Source organism: Flavobacterium sedimenticola (assembly GCF_030053345.1).
Taxonomy (GTDB): Bacteria; Bacteroidota; Bacteroidia; order Flavobacteriales; family Flavobacteriaceae; genus Flavobacterium; species Flavobacterium sedimenticola.
This window is the reverse complement of record NZ_JASGBP010000001.1, coordinates 415,265-433,591: the sequence shown is the minus strand read 5'-3', so window position 1 is coordinate 433,591 and position 18,327 is coordinate 415,265. Positions and strand designations below refer to the sequence as shown.

Below are 18,327 nucleotides of genomic sequence, written 5' to 3'. Positions count from 1 at the left end.
AAAAATAAACTATGAACTTCGAAAACATACTAGTCGCTATCGACAATGGAATCGGACAGATTACCATCAATCGCCCGTCAAAATTAAATGCCTTAAACAAAGCCACTATTCAGGAATTGCATGACGCTTTTGAAAGCTTGGAAAACAATGCAGATGTACGAGTGATTATTGTGACCGGCGAAGGAGAAAAAGCCTTTGTAGCCGGAGCTGATATTTCGGAATTTGCCGAATTCAGCGTAGAAGAAGGTGCGCAATTGGCCGCTCAAGGTCAGGAATTGTTATTTGACTTCGTAGAAAAACTAAAAACACCGGTGATTGCAGCCGTGAACGGATTTGCTTTAGGTGGTGGATTGGAATTGGCCATGTCTTGTCATTTCCGAGTGGCTTCTGATAACGCCAAAATGGGTTTGCCGGAAGTATCATTGGGTGTTATTCCGGGTTATGGCGGAACGCAACGTTTGCCGCAATTGGTTGGGAAAGGTCGCGCTATGGAACTCATTATGACGGCCGGAATGATTGATGCCGAAACGGCAAAATCGTATGGCTTGGTGAATCATGTAGTGTCGCAAGCCGAATTGTTGGAATTCACCAAAGGCATTGCTTCGAAAATTATGCGCAATTCGCCATCGGCCATCGGCAAAGCCATTAAAGCCGTGAATGCCAATTACAAGCACGATGTAGACGGATTTGATGTCGAAATCAGAAACTTCGGGAAATGCTTCGGTACCGAGGATTTTAAAGAAGGGACAACGGCATTCTTAGAAAAGAGAAAAGCAAATTTTACAGGGAAATAATTCGTTATCCGTCGCAGCATTCCGTTTTTCTGAGACTGAAAACTGCGACTGAACCCTATTTCTCCCCTTCCCATTCGGCATAAAACTGCGACAGGAAGTTTTCCATATAACGGTGGCGTGCTTCGGCTATTTTTTTGCCGGCAGGTGTATTCATCTTGTCTTTGAGCAACAATAACTTTTCGTAAAAATGGTTGATGGTAGGTGAGTCGGAATGCTTGTATTCTTCCTTGCTCATGTTGAGATTCGGCATAATTGCCGGATTGTGTAACGGGCGGTTTTTAAATCCGCCGTAATTAAAACAACGCGCAATGCCTATGGCGCCAATGGCATCCAAACGGTCGGCATCCTGAACAATGGCCAACTCTTTGGAAGAAAATGTTCTCTCAAAGTTGCCGCCTTTAAATGAGATGTTTTCAATAATATTGATTACATGAGCAATAGTGGTTTCGGCTACATTTTCAGCTTCCAAAAAGGCTCGCGCTGTTTTAGGTCCGATGGTTTCATCACCATCGTGAAACTTACTGTCAGCAATATCGTGGAGTAAGGCCGCTAACTTTACCACAGTTAAGTCGCATGCTTCTTCTTGGGCAATCAACAAGGCATTTTTGTACACGCGTTCGATGTGAAACCAATCGTGTCCGCCTTCGGCGTTTTGCAATTGCTCTTTTACAAAAAGAATGGTTTTATCAATGATAGTCATGGTTTGGGGTTAAAAAAATCCTTCCGCCTGGAAAGGATTAGTGTTGGTTATCGAATTAAAGCCGGTTCTACCCATTTGAAAATTTTAGTCTCATCGGGCAATACCAATCGTTCCGAAATTTTAGCCATTCTTTCGGGCAATTTCATTAAATAATCTCTTGCTTTTTCGGCTTCTGCGGTAAGATGGGTCATTTTATCAATTTCCCATTTCTCGGTCAATTTTTTCAAAATATCAACATAATCGACCGCGGTATACACGCCTATTTTTTGAGCCGAGTTGGAAAACTCTTCGAAAGCCGTGCTGATTTTTTGCCCGGATTCTCTCAAAAAATGCGCCGGCATGGTGATTTTTTGTTTCATCATGTATTGAAACGCCAACATCATTTCGCTCGGATCTACTTTAAAAATTTGGTTCACAAATTCAGAGTACGCGTGATGGTGACGCATTTCGTCGCCTGCTATCAATTTGCACAATTTAGACAACTTCTTGTCGCCATACTGTTTGGCAATTTGAGAAACTCTGTTGTGAGAAATGTAGGTAGCTAATTCTTGAAAACTGGTGTACACAAAGTTTTTGTACGGATCTTTACCGGTGCCGATGTCAAACCCATCATTAATTAAATGATGCGTGGTCATTTCTACTTCGCGCATGTTAACACGCCCGGAAAGGTATAAGTATTTGTTGAGCAAATCGCCGTGACGGTTTTCTTCACCGGTCCACTGACGCACCCATTTAGACCATCCGTTTCGGCCTTCGTTGTCAACGCCTTCCACTTCCATTAACCAAGACTCATAGGTTGGCAGAGCTTCTTCGGTTATGGTATCGCCTACCATAACTACCCAAAAATCGTAGGGTAAGTCTTTGGCAATTTCACGTAACTCTTTAACTTCTTCCAAGAAATTTTCTTCCTCGGAATTGGGTAATAAATCAGAAGGTTGCCATATTTTTTCTACCGGAATCAAGAATTCGTCCATAAAACGGTCGACACTTTTTTCCAGAAACTGCATGACTTCTAATCGGATATTTTTTTGAGGCATTACTTAATTTTTAATAGATTGTTTGACTGCGTGTTCGGTTTTTTCCATCAATTCTTCAAAAGAAAAATCTTTAACAGCTAAAGGTTCGTGAATGATAAATTGCAATCGAGTACCTAAACCCATTGGGAAAGCTCCAAATTTAACCATTTTCCACGAGTTATTAATGGTAATCGGGACAACATAAGCCGAAGGCGCGTATTTACATAAGATTTTTAGTCCACTTTGCGCAAATTCTTTTGGCTTGCCGTTTTTACTTCGAGTGCCTTCAGGGAAAATAACAGCGGCGCGTTTATGCTTTTCGATGTATTCTGAAAGTCCTTTGATTACCGGAATGGCTTGCTTGGGATCTTTGCGGTCAATTAAAACCGAACCGCCGTGCCGCAAATTATAAGACACACTCGGAATGCCTTTACCCAGCTCTTTTTTGCTGACAAATTTGGCGTGAAAACGTCTTAAATACCAAATAATCCCGATAATATCAAAGAGACTTTGGTGGTTAGCGACAAAGATAATCGGCACATTTTGCGGAATGCGTTCCCGGTTTTCAACGGTGTACGTGGTTCCTAAGATATTGGTGCATTTGACCAAGAAAAAATTCAGGTAATCGACACTTTTTTTATGCGCTTGATATCCGAAAAGATTGAAACAAATCCATTGTATCGGATGAAAAATAACCAAGGTTAATCCGAAACACAGATAGTATACAACAGAGATCGGGTAAGAAAGTAACTTTTCCATGCTTGTAAAATAGACTGCAAAAGTAAGCAAAATAGCAGGCTCGAATTCAATATTCCGGAGAAAAAAACAAAAGATTAACACGATGAAATATACACTTTTTGTGTATCTGAATTCGCATACGCCATAGTACTTTTAAGAAGAGAGAACATTGGGATGTCAATCGAGTTAATTTGTTCAAAACTCCTTTCAACAGCACCAAATAAGTACAAAAAAAGCATTATTTTTATGCCACTAAAATTTTAAAAAATGAGTTCAGAAAAAGAAGCCAAATTAAAAGCGTTACAGTTAACCCTTGATAAACTAGACAAAGCCTACGGCAAAGGAACCGTAATGAAAATGGGCGATAGAGCTGTGGAAGAAGTGGAAGTTATTCCGTCAGGTTCATTAGGTTTGGATTTAGCTCTGGGTGTAAACGGCTATCCAAAAGGAAGAATTATTGAAATATACGGTCCGGAATCATCGGGTAAAACAACTTTAACGTTACATGCCATAGCCGAAGCTCAAAAAGCGGGTGGAATCGCTGCGTTTATCGATGCGGAGCACGCTTTTGATCGTCACTATGCGGAAAAATTAGGCGTAGATATTGAAAACTTGATTATTTCACAACCCGATAACGGGGAACAAGCGTTGGAAATTGCCGAGAACTTAATTCGCTCCGGCGCTATTGACATCGTGGTTATCGACTCGGTAGCTGCCTTGACTCCGAAAAGCGAAATTGAAGGCGAAATGGGTGATTCCAAAATGGGACTACATGCCCGCCTGATGTCGCAAGCTTTGCGAAAATTAACCGGAACCATCAGCAAAACCAACTGTACGGTATTCTTCATTAACCAGTTGAGAGAGAAAATCGGAGTCATGTTTGGTAATCCGGAAACCACTACCGGTGGAAACGCCTTAAAATTTTACGCCTCAGTTCGTTTAGATATTCGCCGTTCGTCGCAGATTAAAGAAGGTGAAAATGTCATTGGTAACCGGACCAAAGTCAAAGTCATCAAAAACAAGGTGGCGCCTCCGTTTAAAACGGCCGAATTTGATATCATGTATGGCGAAGGTGTTTCTAAAACCGGAGAAATTTTGGATTTGGCGGTTGAATTTGAAATTATCAAAAAAGCCGGTTCTTGGTTTAGTTACGGCGATACCAAACTGGGACAAGGTCGTGATGCCGTAAAGGTTTTAATTAAAGATAATCCGGAATTAGCCGATGAATTGGAACAAAAAATCAAAGACCATATCAAAGAAACAGAAGCTTAAATAAATCACACGTCTCGTTCAAAAAAACGAGACGTTTTTTTTAGTACCTTAACGCAACCTTTTTCAAACCCTTACATCTAAAACAAAAATTTTAATCCAATTATGAAAAGAATAATTTCGCTTATAGCATTGGTTTTTGTATTCAACGCCTGTTCTGTTGATGATGGAAACGATTTCTTGTTTGAACTTTTACCGGTAGAAAGTGTCGATATTCCGACCGAATTTACAATGGGTGAAACCTACCAAATTAAAATGTATTACCGACGACCGACGACTTGTCACTCGTTTAATACCATCTATTATGACAAGGATTTAAATGTGAGAACCATCGCTATTGAAAGTGCCGTAAGACAAGCTTCATATTGTGAAGAGTTAACCGAAAACAATTTGGTGGAATGTTCATTTAACTTTTTAGTGACCAGCAACGGCTCCTATATTTTTAAGTTTTATCAAGGGCAGGACGAACAAGGAAACAACATCTTTTTACAATACGAGGTTCCGGTAACGAATTAATCATCTAACTCAATCAAAATTGAAAATTGGATTTAAACCAACTCATACATGATTGCAAGAATCACAATAAGAAAGCGCAAGAACAGTTGTATAGGCTATATGCTCCGAAGCTGTTTTCGGTTTGCTTAAAGTACTCACGCAATTATGTGGAGGCACAAGACAATCTGCAAGATGGGTTTTTGATTATTTTCAATAAAATAGAACAATACGCATTTAAAGGTTCGTTAGACGGTTGGTTGAAAAGAGTGATGATTAATCATGTGTTACAACAATATCGAAATCAAACTTTTTTGAGTTTGGTCAATGAAAATATCGCTGAAGAAGTTGAAATTGAAATTGACAATGATGACATCTCGATGGATTTTTTATTGAAAATCATTCAAGAATTACCCGACCGATACCGTTTGGTGTTCAACTTGTATGTTATTGACGGGTTTTCTCATGCAGAGATTGCTCAGATGTTAAACATCAATATTGGCACCTCTAAATCCAATTTGGCGAGAGCCCGAATGATTTTAAAAGATAAAATAGAATTATACAAAAACGAAGAACCCAAAATTCTTCCTTCTGCAAAATGAGTGAACGAAAAAACATAGACCGCCTTTTTCAGGAAAAGTTCAAAGACTTTGAGGTACAACCAACCGAAGAAGTTTGGATTGGATTGGAGTCAAAGCTTAGAGAAAAGAAACGAAAAAGAGTCATCCCTTTCTGGTGGAAACTTTCCGGAGTGGCAGCATTGCTCATTTTTGGTTTTTTGATTACCCGCTCGTTTTGGGTCGGGAATACGGTTTCGCAAACCCCAATTGTACAGCAGGACAATTCCGATGTAGAGTCGAATAAGCAATCATCCGATACTCCTGCCCCAAATAACCCTTCGAAGATTGAATTGCCTACAACAGAAAATACCGTGGCGACTACCGAACATTCTTCTGAAAAGAAAAGCAATACCAATACCCATTTGAAGAGTACTACTCCTAAAAAGGCTTCCGTACACCGCGTGAAAACTTCAATTGCTGAAGAAAAATCAGTAAAACATCGCGTTTCGAAAAATAAAGGAACGGCAAAAGAAAGCCAACTTACTACCGATAAAATCTCTAACAACGCACGGGAAAACGGCTTGGCGGAGAACACAACAAAGAACGAAAACACACACCCTGAGAAAGGCATTTCCCAACCTCATAACGATAACCAATCAATTGTCAATGCGGATGAAAAAAATCTACGTAAAGAACTCAATCTTGATATCTTAAAAGAGACAAAGGATTCAAAAGCGTTGTTGGCAGAAACCGATAAAAAGCCACAAGACAGCATTTTAAAAACCAGCATTGCCCAAAATCCTTTGGAAGAATTGCTTCATAAAAAAGACAGTCCGCAGGAAAAAGCGGCAAAACAAAGTCGATGGCAAATTACCTCTAACGTAGCCCCGGTTTTTTTAGGGTCAACGTCTAACGGTTCTCCTATAGATTCCACCTTGGTCAACAACGGAAAGTCGTATAATACCGGATTGGGTTTTGGTTTAGGCGTTAATTATGCCGTGAACAAAAAACTGTCGGTAAGAACCGGATTGAACAAGTTTAACATGAGTTATAATACCAACGATATTGTTTTCTTTGCCGACATGCAATCGCGCGGCCTCCAAAATGTGAAAGCTTCTGCACACGGCGCTATGATTCATATTGAAAACAGCGTTTCCCCGGCCTCTGCATCACTCACGGCTTCTGAAAATGAATTATTGCCTTTTGAAAACTCATTCGCGCACAAAAACAAAGGCTCCATTCTTCAGGAAATGGGCTACCTGGAAATGCCGGTAGAGGTTACTTATGCCTTAGTAGATAAACGCTTCGGATTGAAAATCATCGGTGGTTTCAGTACATTATTTTTGCAAAATAACGAGGTGAGTTTGACATCCGGCAATAGAAGTACGTATTTGGGCGAAGCCACTAATTTGAACGATGTGCATTTCAGCACCAACCTCGGATTGGGATTAAAATACGGCTTTATGAAATCATTTGAGTTCAATTTAGAACCGACATTCAAATATCAGATCAATACTTTTAGTACTGACTCCGGTAATTTCAAACCGTATTTGTTTGGAATTTACAGCGGTATCAGTTATAAATTTTAGTTCGTGATTGTTTAAAATTAGTTAAGTGGTGTTAGTTACTTTCGAGTGCTGACTGAAAAGAGTTCCGCCCTTTTTTGGGAGGAACTTTTTTTAATTTAAATCGTTTTGTAATTCGGTCAAAATTAAAATCCGGGTTCGCTCTTTAATTTCTTTTTTGGCCTCCGAATGAAGATTTTCAGTCTCTATGAAAGCATGCACTTTAGCCCTCATAACCCCGGGTCTGCCACTGAAAAAAGTATAGGAAAACAATCTTTTATTATCATAAAAAGTCATCGGAACAATAGGAATTTCATGCTCTATGGCCAAGCGAAAAGCACCGTCTTTAAATTGATCCAGAACAATACTTTCGTCCGGTACGCCACCTTCGGGAAAAATACAAATGCTTAAGCCCTGATGCAATCTTTTCTGTGCCCTTTCAAAAACAGCCATGCGACTCTTAGAACTGCTTCGATCGACTAAAATACAGGTGCGTTTATAAAAAAATCCAAACAATGGGATTTTAGCCAATTCTTTTTTACCCACAAAAACAAACGGATTTTTTACTATAGTGAGCATGAGCATAATATCCGTCATGGAAGTATGATTGGCTACAAACATATAGCTCTTTCCCGGTTCGGGTATTTGTTCATAAGTTGCTTTTACCCTAAAACCCATGCCGAACAAGATGAATTTAGCCCAAATACGAGCCATCACAAAAAAATACGGATACCATTTCTCTGAAAGTATGGACACAAAGAGTACCGGAAACATGACGATGATGGGAATCGCAATTAAAATGTAAAACCAAATGCGATACAGTATCCAAAAAATAATTTTAAAGGCTCTCATGTTGTCAAAAGTAATCAAACATATGCAATTTTTGCTACAAAGGCTTAACTTTGCCTTCAGAAAAAAAACGAAAGATGTCAAAAATATTAACCGGCGTTCAAAGCACCGGAACACCGCATTTAGGAAATTTATTAGGCGCCATTTTGCCCGCCATTGCTTTATCTAAAGACAGTGCTAACGAAACCTTTTTGTTTATTGCCGATATGCATTCGGTGACTCAGATAAAAGACGGAAAAACACTGCGTGAGAACACGTATAGTGTTGCGGCTACTTGGTTGGCTTGTGGTTTAGATGTTGAAAAAGTGGTTTTTTACCGTCAAAGCGATGTGCCCCAAACGGCAGAACTTTCTTGGTATTTGAGTTGTTTTTTCCCTTTTCAGCGTCTAACACTGGCACATTCGTTTAAGGATAAAGCCGATCGATTGGCAGATGTTAATGCCGGATTATTTTCGTACCCGATGCTGATGGCAGCCGATATTTTATTGTACGACATCAACTATGTACCGGTAGGAAAAGACCAAATGCAGCATTTGGAAATCACCCGCGATGTCGCTACAAAGTTTAACAACCAAATGGGCGAAACCTTCGTCATTCCGGAAGGAAAAGTACAAGAGGAAACCATGTATGTTCCCGGTACTGATGGCTATAAAATGAGTAAATCTCGAGGTAATATTATCAATGTTTTTTTAGATGATAAGGCGTTACGTAAACAAATTATGGGCATTGAAACCGACAGTACGCCTTTGGAAGAACCTAAAAATCCGGATACTTGCAAAATATTTGCCATATATAAATTGGTAGCCACCGCCGAACAAATTGCCGAAATGAAGGTTAGATATGCCAATGCCAATCGCGATTTTGGCTACGGCCATGCCAAGCAGGCTTTATTTGAATTGCTATGTGAGCGTTTTAAAACCGAAAGAGAAAAGTACCATTACTACATGAATAATCTTGCCGAAGTAGATGCACTCCTGGTACAAGGAGCGAAAAAAGCAAGTGTTGTGGCTAATGGTGTGTTGCAAAAGGTACGCACCAAATTGGGATTTGAAAATGACATTTTTAAGGATGCCTAGTCAGCCTTTATTCTTTTACTCAAATCGCTTCAAACCATTTCCCGGGTAACGGTCTGACGACACCTTTTAATTCCATATTTAAAAGAATGGAAGCGGTTTTGAAAATCGGAAAGTCACAGGCCAGCGCTAAACTGTCGAGTAATTGTTTACCGTTAATTTGGAGGTAGTCGTACATTTTTTGTTCTTCTGTCTCAAGCGTTACAAAAAGTTGTTTTTGAACCGATTTCGTGGTGGCCGATTTCAATTCCCAATTCAGCCCGTACACCACATCGGCGGCCGAAGTAATCAGTGCCGCGCGTTGCGTTTTGATTAGTGTATTACATCCCTGACTGTACTTATCGGTTGTTCTTCCGGGAACTGCAAACACATCCCGATTGTAGTCGTTGGCCATGGCAGCCGTAATTAAAGAACCGCCTTTCTCGGCGCTCTCAATCACTATAGTTGCTTCACTCATCCCGGCTACAATGCGATTTCTTTTGACAAAATTTTCTTTATCGGGATTGGAATGACTCCAAAACTCGGTCAAAAAACCACCGTTTTGTTCCATCTTAGCCCAATATTTTTTATGCGTTTTCGGGTATACTTGATTGAGCCCGTGCGCCAAAACGCCTATGGTTTGCACTCCGCAATCCATCGCCGTCTGATGCGCAACTATATCGACGCCATAGGCAAATCCGCTCACGATAACCGGATTAAAAACCGCTAAATCTTCAATTAGTTTTTTACAAAAAACGGTTCCGTTCGTCGTAATTTGCCGCGTTCCTACGATACTGATGACTGGGTTATTGGAAAAGTCAAAATTCCCGGAAGCAAAAAGCAAAATCGGACCATCGGCACAATGTTTTAACCGATTAGGGTAGTTATCGTTTTGATAGTACAACACGGCAATCTTTTCATCGGTAATAAAGCGCAACTCTGCTTCCGCTTTTTCAAAGGCAATTTTCGATTTCAGATTTCTCACCAAGACTTCGCCTACTCCGTCAATCGCCTTGAGTTGCTTGGGATGTGCCTTAAAAACCAACTCTGCTGAACCACAGTGTTGTAGCAGCTTTTTGGCCACAATATCACCCACTCCGTCAATTTGCAACAGGGCTAAAAGCGCTAAAAGTTCGGTGTCATTCATATCAATAAATTACTACAAAAATAATTATTTTTGATTTCGATTGTTAATAAAAATTGTGAATAATTTTTTGATACTTCTATTGTTTCTCTAAATTTGTTGACATGAAGATTGAAGCTTACATTTCCCAATTATTATATCGCTATCAATGTGTTACCGTCCCGGGGTTTGGTGCCTTTTTGACCGAATTCCAGTCGGCACAATTGGATGAAAGTTCCCATTCTTTTTATCCGCCGAAAAAATTGATTTCTTTTAATCCTTTTATCAAAAATAATGACGGATTATTGGCCAATCATTTGGCACAAACTGAAAAAATAGCCTACGAAGCAGCCGTCAATGTGATTCAGAACGAGGTGGCCGATTGGAAAGCTAAGATTCAGGAAATAGGTCGTATTTCCATCAAAAATATCGGAGAGTTTACCTTGAATGCCGAACGTAATTTGGTTTTTGTTCCGGCCGATCAAATCAATTATTTAAAAGAATCTTTCGGATTGAGTGCTTTTGTATCCCCATCCGTAAAACGGGAAGAATACAAACAAGAAGTAACCCAATTGGAAGAAAAAGCACCCATTGCTATTACTCCGGAGCGAAGAAAGAACTTCAGTGTTTTAAAATACGCTGCCGTTTTTGCGATTTCCTTGGGTGTGTTGGGCGCTGTTGGTTATAAATTGTATGACAATTACCTGCAAGACGTTGCTCAGCAAACGCTAATGGTACAAACCAAAGTGCAGCAAAAAGTGAATCAAAAAATACAGGAAGCCACCTTTTTTATCGAAAATCCGTTGCCGAGTGTTACCCTTACCGTTGCTAATGAAAAACAGCCGTATCATGTGGTGGCCGGTGTTTTCAGAATAGAAAGCAATGCACAAAACGCTTATGAATCATTGCTGAAATTAGGCTTCAAAGCCAAACGATTACCGGCCAATAAGCACGGATTGTTTCCGGTATTGTACGGCAGTTTTACCTCTTATGCCGACGCACAAAATACCCTAAAAGACATTAAGAAGCTCGACAATAAAGATGCTTGGTTACTCATCGAAGAATTATAAAAAAGTCCCGGAAATCCGGGATTTTTTATTTTCAGTAATTACCTTTGCAACCGTGATCTTGAGATAACAATTTGTCTCATAAAAAAAACGCTATGACTCCAAAACATCCTTCAGAATCATTAACGGTCTTAACCGATTTGGTTTTGCCCAGCGAGACCAATCCTTTGAATAATCTTTTTGGCGGCGAATTGTTGGCCCGTATGGATCGTGCGGCCAGTATTGCTGCCCGTCGTCATTCGCGTCGAATCACGGTAACGGCTTCGGTAAATCACGTGGCTTTTAACCGTGCTATTCCGTTAGGTAGTGTGGTTACGGTAGAAGCTAAAGTATCGCGCGCCTTTAATTCTTCGATGGAAATATTTTTGGATGTTTGGATTGAAGACCGCGAATCGGGAAGCCGAACCAAAGCCAACGAAGCCATCTATACTTTTGTAGCCGTAGATGAAACGGGAAATCCGGTCACTGTGCCGCCGATTGAACCTCAAACAGAACTCGAAAAACAGCGTTATGATGCGGCTTTACGACGAAAACAGTTGAGTTTGGTTTTGGCCGGAAAAATGAATCCGCACGACGCCACCGAATTAAAAGCATTGTTTGTGTAGTACAGAATAAATACTAAAAAAGCCTTGATAAATCAAGGCTTTTTTAATCATCTTCCCGACAACCAAGTGGTTGGATTAAAGAAGGTGTTGTTTTGCATGACAATAAACTTCAATACGGTTCGCCCATCGGAATCGGTTCTGATTTTACCCAGTGTTTCTTTTGCGTTGACTTTGTCGCCCACTTGTACATTAACCGTACTCAGGTTTTGATAGGTCGTAAAGAAATCTCCGTGTCGAACCACAACCGCTTTTTTAAGCGGTGTAATTTGTTGTATCTGGGTTACCTCACCCGAGAATACCGCTCTGGCTGAAGCACCGTTTTCAGTAGAAATTTCAATGCCGCTGTTGTGTACGGTTAAGGTTTTAAATACCGGATGCGGCTGATCACCATACCCTAAACTAATGGCTCCTTTCTCTACAGGCCACGGCAATCTTCCTCTATTAGCTTTAAAATTATCGGATACAATTTTGCCTTCCGGGGTTAATACGATACTGCTGGACGTTTCTATGGCTTTCTTTTCCGCTGCCGTGATTTTCGGATTAGCCTTGGCACTTGCCGCTGCCGTTTTTCGGTTAGCAGCCGCAATCGACTCACGAATCATTTTCTTGATTTGAGCATCTATTTTCTTGGTTTCAGCCTGCTTCTTTTTGATCTCGGCGGCAATTTTTCCTTTATCTCTTTTAATTTGATTGGCAATCTTTTCCTGCTCTTGCTTTTCTTTTTCGAGTTCCTTTTTCTCCTTTTCGTTTTCGGCAATCAATTTTTCTTTCTCTGATTTTTGCGCGCCAATTTTGATGTTATACTCTTCTAATTGCTTCGTTTTTCCTTTTATTTCCTCGCCTTGCATTTTTCGGTAACTCGCATATTGCTTCATATACTGCGCTCTTTTGTAGGCTTGAAGGAAATTTTCAGAAGACAATAAAAACATGGCTCGACTTTGCTCTGAGCGGCTTTTATACGACTTTAAAATCATATCGGCATAATCTTTTCTCAGTTGCTCTAAGTCGCGATTAAGCTGGTTGATTTTAAGTTGGTTGATGTAAATATCATTACTCAATAACTTGGTTTGTTTTTCGGTGGTTCGTATGAGTTTTTCTTTGAGTCCGATTTTTTCTTTTTGAAGCAACAACTGACCTACAACCGACTTTTCTTTGGTTTTCATCTGATTCAGTTGCTCTTGTTTTTCCAAAATTTCCTGTTGGATTTTAGCCTTGCGTTGCTCTAACTCTTCTTGTGTTGGCGGTTGGCTCCACAAGGGTAATGCAAAGCAAAAGAATAAAAGGCTGTAAAGAAGTTTTGACATAGTGGCTTGTTTTGGCAATTCTAATTTATAAAAATTCGGTCGTATCCGTCGGGAACACTGTAGGGAAAAGACAGGTCTTCATTAAACGAAACCGAATTGTAATCGATGGATATCTCTGTTTTTCCTTTTTTCTGCATGGCATTTATTTCGAGTGCCGCCGGTAAAATCGCTGACGTGAATTTCTGAAAATCCGAATAGCGCACTGTAAATGCTCTTTCCTTTTCGGTTTGCACGATTTCCTGTTTTTTTAACCGATAGTTTTTGGGCTCAAAAAAGAATGATTTTTCCGTGTTTTTGTCAACAGCATTCAACTTGTAAAACGTATCGGCTCTCTCGGCGATGTATTGCTGTTGGGTTAGATCGTCTATCGGCTGACCGACCAACATGTTTTGAATCTTATCAAAATCCAAATCAGTACCCAACCATTCGCTTAATGAGGCATAGTCGCCTTCAAAGTACGTTCCGTTTATCTTTTCGTAATACTTCACTTCTTTGGGCGTGATTAACGCTTTGGCCATAGTGATTCCCAAAAAGCGGATGCTTACTAAAATTTTTTCTCCGTTCTTAATTCTGATTTCAGCCGAAACATTCTGAGACTGTTTGTCATCGCGATATTTGGCACTCGATCGAATGTATAACGTGGAAAAATCGGTTTTATTGCTGTAATGGCTTTCGATAACTTTTTGTGTACTGACCACCGTAGTATCAGAAACAGACGGAACGGCTTTGGCATCTGCCAAAACCGCTTTGGATTTACAGGAACCCAAAAAAACAACCAATAGTATGAGGTGCCAATGCTTCATTATTTCTTTTGTTTAGTAATCAAATCGTTGGCTTTGGTAAAATATTTTTCTTTCTTTTTGCCATCGCCTAAACCATTGTACGCTTCGCCCAATTGGATGTTAAAATTAATTTCCAAAGCCACATCATCGATAACAAAATCCACACCATTCTCTAAAACTGACGCTGCTTTTTTAAAATTCCCGGTTTGATTGTATCCTAAGCCGGCATAATAATAAAATTGCGGCTGCGTTGGGTACAATTGAATCAGTGCTTCTGCTTTTTGAATCAGTATCGGAAATTGCATCGTCTCGGTATGGGCCTGAAGTAGCAATTGCTGGGCTTCTACATCTTCAGAATTGTTTTTAAGATGCATCTCAAGATATTTGACCGCTTTGTTCCAATTGGCTTTGGAATAATAAAATTTACCGATTTCCTTGGCGACTTTGACGTCTTTGTCTTGATCGAAATAGCCAATGGCTTTGTCTAAATCGGGTTCGTATTTCGGGTTGTTTTTGGTGAAAATTAAAAACTCATTGAGTATTCTGTGTTTGATTTTAGCATCTATTTTTGCACTCGGTAACACCAAGTTCATCGCTTTTACGGCATTATCCCCATCGTTATTATTCAAGTGAAATTTGAATAAACTGACTTGAGCCCAATCGGACGTCGGGATTTCTTTCTCTAATTTTTTTGCTACTTCCATAGCCTTCTCTTCCTGATTGCTTTGCGAGTACAGGTAAATCAAGCTGATGTAATTGGATTCCTCTTTGGGAAACTTTTTGATTTGTTCCAACAAATGGTTTTTTTCGGCCGATTGAAAACGAGCGTCTTTCAGAATATCGGCTTTGTACAATTCGCGCTTATCTGACTTCCCGAACTTTTCGTTGAGCTCGTTAATGAGTTCCAGCGCTTTATCAAACTGTTGGGTATTCATGTACAAAGAAGTCAAATCTTCTTTGTAATCTTCTTTAAACTCGATTAGTTTCTGCACAATCACTATGGCCTGATTGTAATCGTGCGTATCGTAACACACATCATACATGCCAACCCAAGCCCAACGGTTATTGGGATCCATTTGGGTTACCTTCTCGAAGTTGTCGTAAGCGTCTTTGTATTTTTTTTGCGCCAAATAATTCTTGCCGAATTCAAAATACACTACCGGATTTTCGGGTTGAATTTTTTGACATTTTTCCAACGACTCTATGGCTTTATCATAGTTCTCAATACTTTTTTGTTTGAGCGCTTCGTAAAAATGATCTTGAAAACCATCATCCATAACCACTACATTATTGGGCTCTTCTTGAGCCAATAAGGTTATCGGAAAACATGCCGTTCCGAGTAGTAATAAGATAAGGTTTCGTATCCGTTTCATATTTATTATTCTAAAACCGAGTAATCGCCGATGCTTACACTCTTGAAATCGCCGTCAAAAACAACATGATTGCCAATCATAGCGTTATCTAATTTGGCGTTTTTAAGATGGGTATGGGTTTGGATCAAGCTGTTTTGAATTTTACAATTGGTAACATGAGTCCCTTTTCCTAAAGAAACATTGGGACCGATAATCGAATTGATAATAGCCACATCCTCGTCTATAAAACACGGCGGAATAATGGTGCTGTTCTCAAGTCTCAGGGTATCTGACACCAAGTTTTCACCGTCATTGTGTAAAAATCCAAGCATTCTTGAATTGGTTTCAACGGTAACCTCTTTGTTTCCGCAGTCCATCCACTCGTCTACTTTCCCGGGCACAAATTTCATGCCTTTTGCCATCATCTGTTTGATTCCGTCATTAATTTGGTATTCACCCCCGTGAACGATATTGTTATCCAAAACCGATTGCAATTCGTTTTTCAAAATGGCGATATCCTTAAAATAATAAATTCCGATAACCGCTAAATCGGAAACAAACTCCTTAGGTTTCTCTACCAATTCTACAATTTCGTTGTTGTCATTTAGGTTAATTACCCCAAAGGCTTCGGGTTTATCAACCTGTTTCACCCAAATAACACTGTCGGCAGTGGTATCCAAATCAAAATCAGCTCGGATTAAGGTATCGGCGTAGGCAATCACTGCCGGACCCGATAACGATTCTTTAGCACACATAATGGCGTGACCGGTTCCTAAGGCTTCGTTTTGGTAGTAAATGGTGCCGCGAGCGCCTAATTTATGGGCGATGGCCAACAAATCTTCTTCTACTTTTTTGCCGAAACTTTCGTGAATTACAAAAGCGACTTCGTCTATGGGCTGATTCAAAACGCCGGCAATATCTTCTACCAATCGGTGCACGATGGGTTTTCCGGCTATGGGAATTAACGGTTTTGGAATGGTTAAGGTATGAGGGCGAAGTCGTGAGCCACGACCGGCCATGGGAACTATTATTTTCATATCGGCCTCCCCTGTCCCCTCGGAAGGAGGGGTAAACCTATCGGAGAGTCATAGGTTTCAATGTTAATATTTATCCTAAATTCCCCCTTCGGGGGTTAGGGGGCTTTATTTAACTCCGGTACTGCCGAAACCACCGGCTCCGCGGGATGTTTCAGAAAGTGCTTCCACCTCGATCCATTCGGCTCTTTCGTGTTTGGCGATAACCATTTGCGCAATTCGTTCACCATTTTCAATGGTAAAATCTTCCGCGGATAAATTTACTAAAATCACACCGATTTCCCCACGATAATCGGCATCAACCGTACCCGGTGAATTTAATACCGTGATTCCTTTTTTAGCAGCTAAACCACTACGCGGTCGCACTTGCGCTTCATACCCGATGGGCAATTCGATAAACAACCCTGTTTTTACAATACAACGCTCTAAAGGTTTCAGCACTATCGGCTCGGATAGATTGGCTCGCAAGTCCATCCCGGCGGATGCTATAGTTTCATAATTGGGCAAATCGTGTTGCGATTTGTTGATGATTTTAATGGTCATTTTAATTTGATTTTCTTTTAATAATGCGGGTCAATGTTTCATTTTCGTTGTGATAAATGAAATACAAAAACAAGACAACTAAACTAATTTTGGTAAGATAACTTTCTCTGACAAACGGGATGTAAAAAGAAATACCCGAAAACAAGATGCACAATCCCAAATATCCTAAAATTCGATTCATATCGTACGGTATCGGATATTGTTTTTGTCCCATTTGATAGGAAATAATCATCATACTGCCATACGCTGCAATGGTAGCGATGGCGGAACCGTAGTACCCGATTTGGGGAATCAATATAAAATTCAATGCTAAGGTGACTATAGCTCCCACAATGGAAATATAAGCGCCGATTTTAGTCTTGTCAATAATTTTATACCATACCGATAAGTTGGTGTAAATCCCCAAAAAGAAATTGGCCAACACGATTAACGGAATTACTTTATCGGCATCCCAATAACTCGGATTCGGCACCAAAAATATTTTTAAAATATCGGTAAAAGCGATGACGAACAAACAAATAAACGAGCCGAAAATCACAAAATATTTAGTAACCGTGGCATACGTTTGTTGGGCTTTGTCGTTGCTGGCATGACTAAAAAAGAATGGTTCAATTCCCAAGGTATAGGCAGTTCGGAACAATACCATAAACATCCCTACTTTGTAACAGGCAGAATACGCTCCGATATCGGCTTTGGATACGTGTAGTTTTTCCAATAAAATTTTATCAAAATGTTCGTTAACGGCAAAGGCTAATCCGGCCACTAAGACCGGCAATGCATAACTTATCATGCGTTTCCACAACGGAAAATCAAACTTCCAATTGATTTTTAAATAATCGGGAGAAAGCACCAGAAACGTTAGCAAGCTGGCGATTAGATTAGCAATAAAGATATAGCCTACCTGAAAGTTTTCATAGTAAATGGTACTGAAAAATCCGTTGGTATCTACTTCGGCCATTTGGGGCAAGAGCAACAAAAAGAACAAATTGAGCAGCATATTTAACCCTACATTCCCGATTTTTATCATGGCATACACCATCGGTCTTTGCGTGGCTCTGAGTCGGGAAAAAGGAATAATAACCAAGGCGTCTAGGACCAATATCCAAATCGTATAGGTGACGTATTCGACTTTGATATTTGACCAATCCGATAAGGTGTTTCTGAAAATAAGCGCCAGAAAAAGAAACCCTAACGAACTCCAAAACAACGAGACCGTTGCGGTGGAAACCACTCGTTTTTTATCGTCTTCGGCATTAAAAAAACGAAAGAATGCCGTTTCCATGCCATACGACAACACCACATTAAAAAACACCAACCAGGCAAATATAATCGATACATCGGCAAATTCTTGTTTGGGTAACCGATCTACATACAACGGATTCAACAGAAAACTAATCATCCTTGGCAACACCGTGGCCAAACCATAGATGAGTGTTTGCTTGAAAAGATTTTTATATAAACTCAAAGTGATGTTCTGTTAGT

At 40.0% G+C, this 18,327-nt stretch carries 19 protein-coding genes; 8 read left to right on the top strand and 11 right to left on the bottom strand.

All coding sequences use genetic code 11. The features are described from left to right. Positions 1–11 precede the first annotated feature (11 nt). Entirely contained in the window at positions 12–794 is a 783-nt protein-coding gene (locus QHT84_RS01905) for an enoyl-CoA hydratase/isomerase family protein (protein ID WP_283237847.1), read from the top strand. A gap of 55 nt (positions 795–849) precedes the next feature. On the opposite strand, the gene QHT84_RS01900 is transcribed toward QHT84_RS01905, so the two are convergent. From QHT84_RS01900 to QHT84_RS01890, 3 genes are read right to left on the bottom strand one after another with little or no spacing between them, the layout of a single operon-like run. Beyond that, positions 850–1,494 carry an HD domain-containing protein gene (locus QHT84_RS01900; RefSeq protein WP_283237845.1) on the bottom strand — a complete coding sequence of 215 codons (645 nt, stop codon included), beginning with the start codon at positions 1,492–1,494 and terminating at the stop codon, positions 850–852. A 47-nt stretch (positions 1,495–1,541) separates the two neighbouring features. After that, positions 1,542–2,531: an acyl-ACP desaturase gene (locus QHT84_RS01895; RefSeq protein ID WP_283237844.1), complete on the bottom strand. Its 990-nt coding sequence runs from the start codon at positions 2,529–2,531 to the stop codon at positions 1,542–1,544. Positions 2,532–2,534: 3 nt separating this feature from the next. After that, complete coding sequence (locus QHT84_RS01890) at positions 2,535–3,269, bottom strand: lysophospholipid acyltransferase family protein (protein ID WP_283237843.1); 735 nt, start codon at positions 3,267–3,269, stop codon at positions 2,535–2,537. Positions 3,270–3,515: 246 nt separating this feature from the next. Here QHT84_RS01890 and recA point away from each other — a divergent pair, with 246 nt between their 5' ends. The 4 genes from recA (at position 3,516) to QHT84_RS01870 (ending at position 7,158) form a co-directional block, all read left to right on the top strand. Continuing rightward, positions 3,516–4,520, top strand: coding sequence for a recombinase RecA (recA, locus tag QHT84_RS01885; protein WP_283237842.1), 1,005 nt, complete (start codon positions 3,516–3,518; stop codon positions 4,518–4,520). 102 nt (positions 4,521–4,622) lie between these two features. After that, positions 4,623–5,033 (top strand): hypothetical protein, encoded by a 411-nt coding sequence (locus tag QHT84_RS01880; protein WP_283237841.1) that lies wholly within the window; start codon positions 4,623–4,625, stop codon positions 5,031–5,033. 26 nt (positions 5,034–5,059) lie between these two features. Then, on the top strand, positions 5,060–5,611 hold the full coding sequence (locus tag QHT84_RS01875) for an RNA polymerase sigma factor (RefSeq protein WP_283237840.1): 552 nt from the start codon (positions 5,060–5,062) through the stop codon (positions 5,609–5,611). Continuing rightward, a complete protein-coding gene (locus QHT84_RS01870) occupies positions 5,608–7,158 on the top strand; it encodes an outer membrane beta-barrel protein (protein WP_283237839.1) in 1,551 nt (516 codons plus the stop codon). Before QHT84_RS01875 ends, QHT84_RS01870 begins: the two co-directional genes overlap by 4 nt. Before the next feature lie 90 nt (positions 7,159–7,248). On the opposite strand, the gene QHT84_RS01865 is transcribed toward QHT84_RS01870, so the two are convergent. Further along, positions 7,249–7,986: a lysophospholipid acyltransferase family protein gene (locus QHT84_RS01865; protein WP_283237838.1), complete on the bottom strand. Its 738-nt coding sequence runs from the start codon at positions 7,984–7,986 to the stop codon at positions 7,249–7,251. Positions 7,987–8,060: 74 nt separating this feature from the next. On the opposite strand from QHT84_RS01865, the gene trpS reads away from it, so the two are divergent. After that, positions 8,061–9,059, top strand: coding sequence for a tryptophan--tRNA ligase (gene trpS / locus QHT84_RS01860; protein WP_283237837.1), 999 nt, complete (start codon positions 8,061–8,063; stop codon positions 9,057–9,059). Between the two features lie 19 nt (positions 9,060–9,078). Here the strand turns inward: trpS and dprA are convergent, their stop codons facing one another. Beyond that, a complete protein-coding gene (dprA, locus tag QHT84_RS01855) occupies positions 9,079–10,182 on the bottom strand; it encodes a DNA-processing protein DprA (protein WP_283237836.1) in 1,104 nt (367 codons plus the stop codon). A gap of 101 nt (positions 10,183–10,283) precedes the next feature. Between dprA and QHT84_RS01850 the strand changes: the two genes are divergently transcribed. After that, positions 10,284–11,228, top strand: coding sequence for an HU domain-containing protein (locus QHT84_RS01850; RefSeq protein WP_283237835.1), 945 nt, complete (start codon positions 10,284–10,286; stop codon positions 11,226–11,228). 92 nt (positions 11,229–11,320) lie between these two features. Continuing rightward, complete coding sequence (locus QHT84_RS01845; protein WP_283237834.1) at positions 11,321–11,830, top strand: acyl-CoA thioesterase; 510 nt, start codon at positions 11,321–11,323, stop codon at positions 11,828–11,830. Positions 11,831–11,877: 47 nt separating this feature from the next. Here the strand turns inward: QHT84_RS01845 and QHT84_RS01840 are convergent, their stop codons facing one another. From QHT84_RS01840 to QHT84_RS01815, 6 genes are all read right to left on the bottom strand, one after another. Continuing rightward, positions 11,878–13,134: a murein hydrolase activator EnvC family protein gene (locus QHT84_RS01840; protein WP_283237833.1), complete on the bottom strand. Its 1,257-nt coding sequence runs from the start codon at positions 13,132–13,134 to the stop codon at positions 11,878–11,880. 20 nt (positions 13,135–13,154) lie between these two features. Then, the gene (locus QHT84_RS01835; protein WP_283237832.1) at positions 13,155–13,937 is read right to left on the bottom strand and encodes a DUF4292 domain-containing protein; all 783 of its coding nucleotides are present in this window, start codon (positions 13,935–13,937) and stop codon (positions 13,155–13,157) included. Beyond that, positions 13,937–15,289: a tetratricopeptide repeat protein gene (locus QHT84_RS01830; protein WP_283237831.1), complete on the bottom strand. Its 1,353-nt coding sequence runs from the start codon at positions 15,287–15,289 to the stop codon at positions 13,937–13,939. Before QHT84_RS01830 ends, QHT84_RS01835 begins: the two co-directional genes overlap by 1 nt. 5 nt (positions 15,290–15,294) lie before the next feature. Next, positions 15,295–16,305, bottom strand: a complete 1,011-nt coding sequence (locus QHT84_RS01825; protein WP_283237830.1) for a sugar phosphate nucleotidyltransferase — start codon at positions 16,303–16,305, stop codon at positions 15,295–15,297. Positions 16,306–16,410: 105 nt separating this feature from the next. Beyond that, positions 16,411–16,845, bottom strand: coding sequence for a dUTP diphosphatase (dut, locus tag QHT84_RS01820; protein ID WP_283237829.1), 435 nt, complete (start codon positions 16,843–16,845; stop codon positions 16,411–16,413). Between the two features lies 1 nt (position 16,846). After that, complete coding sequence (locus tag QHT84_RS01815) at positions 16,847–18,310, bottom strand: lipopolysaccharide biosynthesis protein (RefSeq protein ID WP_283237828.1); 1,464 nt, start codon at positions 18,308–18,310, stop codon at positions 16,847–16,849. Positions 18,311–18,327 lie beyond the last annotated feature (17 nt).

What these genes read in the sequence shown, in the direction of transcription:
- QHT84_RS01905 (WP_283237847.1), top strand. Translation starts at nt 12, where the DNA reads ATGAACTTCGAAAACATACTAGTCGCTATCGACAATGGAATCGGACAG.
- QHT84_RS01900 (WP_283237845.1), bottom strand. Translation starts at nt 1,494, where the DNA reads ATGACTATCATTGATAAAACCATTCTTTTTGTAAAAGAGCAATTGCAA.
- QHT84_RS01895 (WP_283237844.1), bottom strand. Translation starts at nt 2,531, where the DNA reads ATGCCTCAAAAAAATATCCGATTAGAAGTCATGCAGTTTCTGGAAAAA.
- QHT84_RS01890 (WP_283237843.1), bottom strand. Translation starts at nt 3,269, where the DNA reads ATGGAAAAGTTACTTTCTTACCCGATCTCTGTTGTATACTATCTGTGT.
- recA (WP_283237842.1), top strand. Translation starts at nt 3,516, where the DNA reads ATGAGTTCAGAAAAAGAAGCCAAATTAAAAGCGTTACAGTTAACCCTT.
- QHT84_RS01880 (WP_283237841.1), top strand. Translation starts at nt 4,623, where the DNA reads ATGAAAAGAATAATTTCGCTTATAGCATTGGTTTTTGTATTCAACGCC.
- QHT84_RS01870 (WP_283237839.1), top strand. Translation starts at nt 5,608, where the DNA reads ATGAGTGAACGAAAAAACATAGACCGCCTTTTTCAGGAAAAGTTCAAA.
- QHT84_RS01865 (WP_283237838.1), bottom strand. Translation starts at nt 7,986, where the DNA reads ATGAGAGCCTTTAAAATTATTTTTTGGATACTGTATCGCATTTGGTTT.
- trpS (WP_283237837.1), top strand. Translation starts at nt 8,061, where the DNA reads ATGTCAAAAATATTAACCGGCGTTCAAAGCACCGGAACACCGCATTTA.
- dprA (WP_283237836.1), bottom strand. Translation starts at nt 10,182, where the DNA reads ATGAATGACACCGAACTTTTAGCGCTTTTAGCCCTGTTGCAAATTGAC.
- QHT84_RS01850 (WP_283237835.1), top strand. Translation starts at nt 10,284, where the DNA reads ATGAAGATTGAAGCTTACATTTCCCAATTATTATATCGCTATCAATGT.
- QHT84_RS01845 (WP_283237834.1), top strand. Translation starts at nt 11,321, where the DNA reads ATGACTCCAAAACATCCTTCAGAATCATTAACGGTCTTAACCGATTTG.
- QHT84_RS01840 (WP_283237833.1), bottom strand. Translation starts at nt 13,134, where the DNA reads ATGTCAAAACTTCTTTACAGCCTTTTATTCTTTTGCTTTGCATTACCC.
- QHT84_RS01835 (WP_283237832.1), bottom strand. Translation starts at nt 13,937, where the DNA reads ATGAAGCATTGGCACCTCATACTATTGGTTGTTTTTTTGGGTTCCTGT.
- QHT84_RS01830 (WP_283237831.1), bottom strand. Translation starts at nt 15,289, where the DNA reads ATGAAACGGATACGAAACCTTATCTTATTACTACTCGGAACGGCATGT.
- QHT84_RS01825 (WP_283237830.1), bottom strand. Translation starts at nt 16,305, where the DNA reads ATGAAAATAATAGTTCCCATGGCCGGTCGTGGCTCACGACTTCGCCCT.
- dut (WP_283237829.1), bottom strand. Translation starts at nt 16,845, where the DNA reads ATGACCATTAAAATCATCAACAAATCGCAACACGATTTGCCCAATTAT.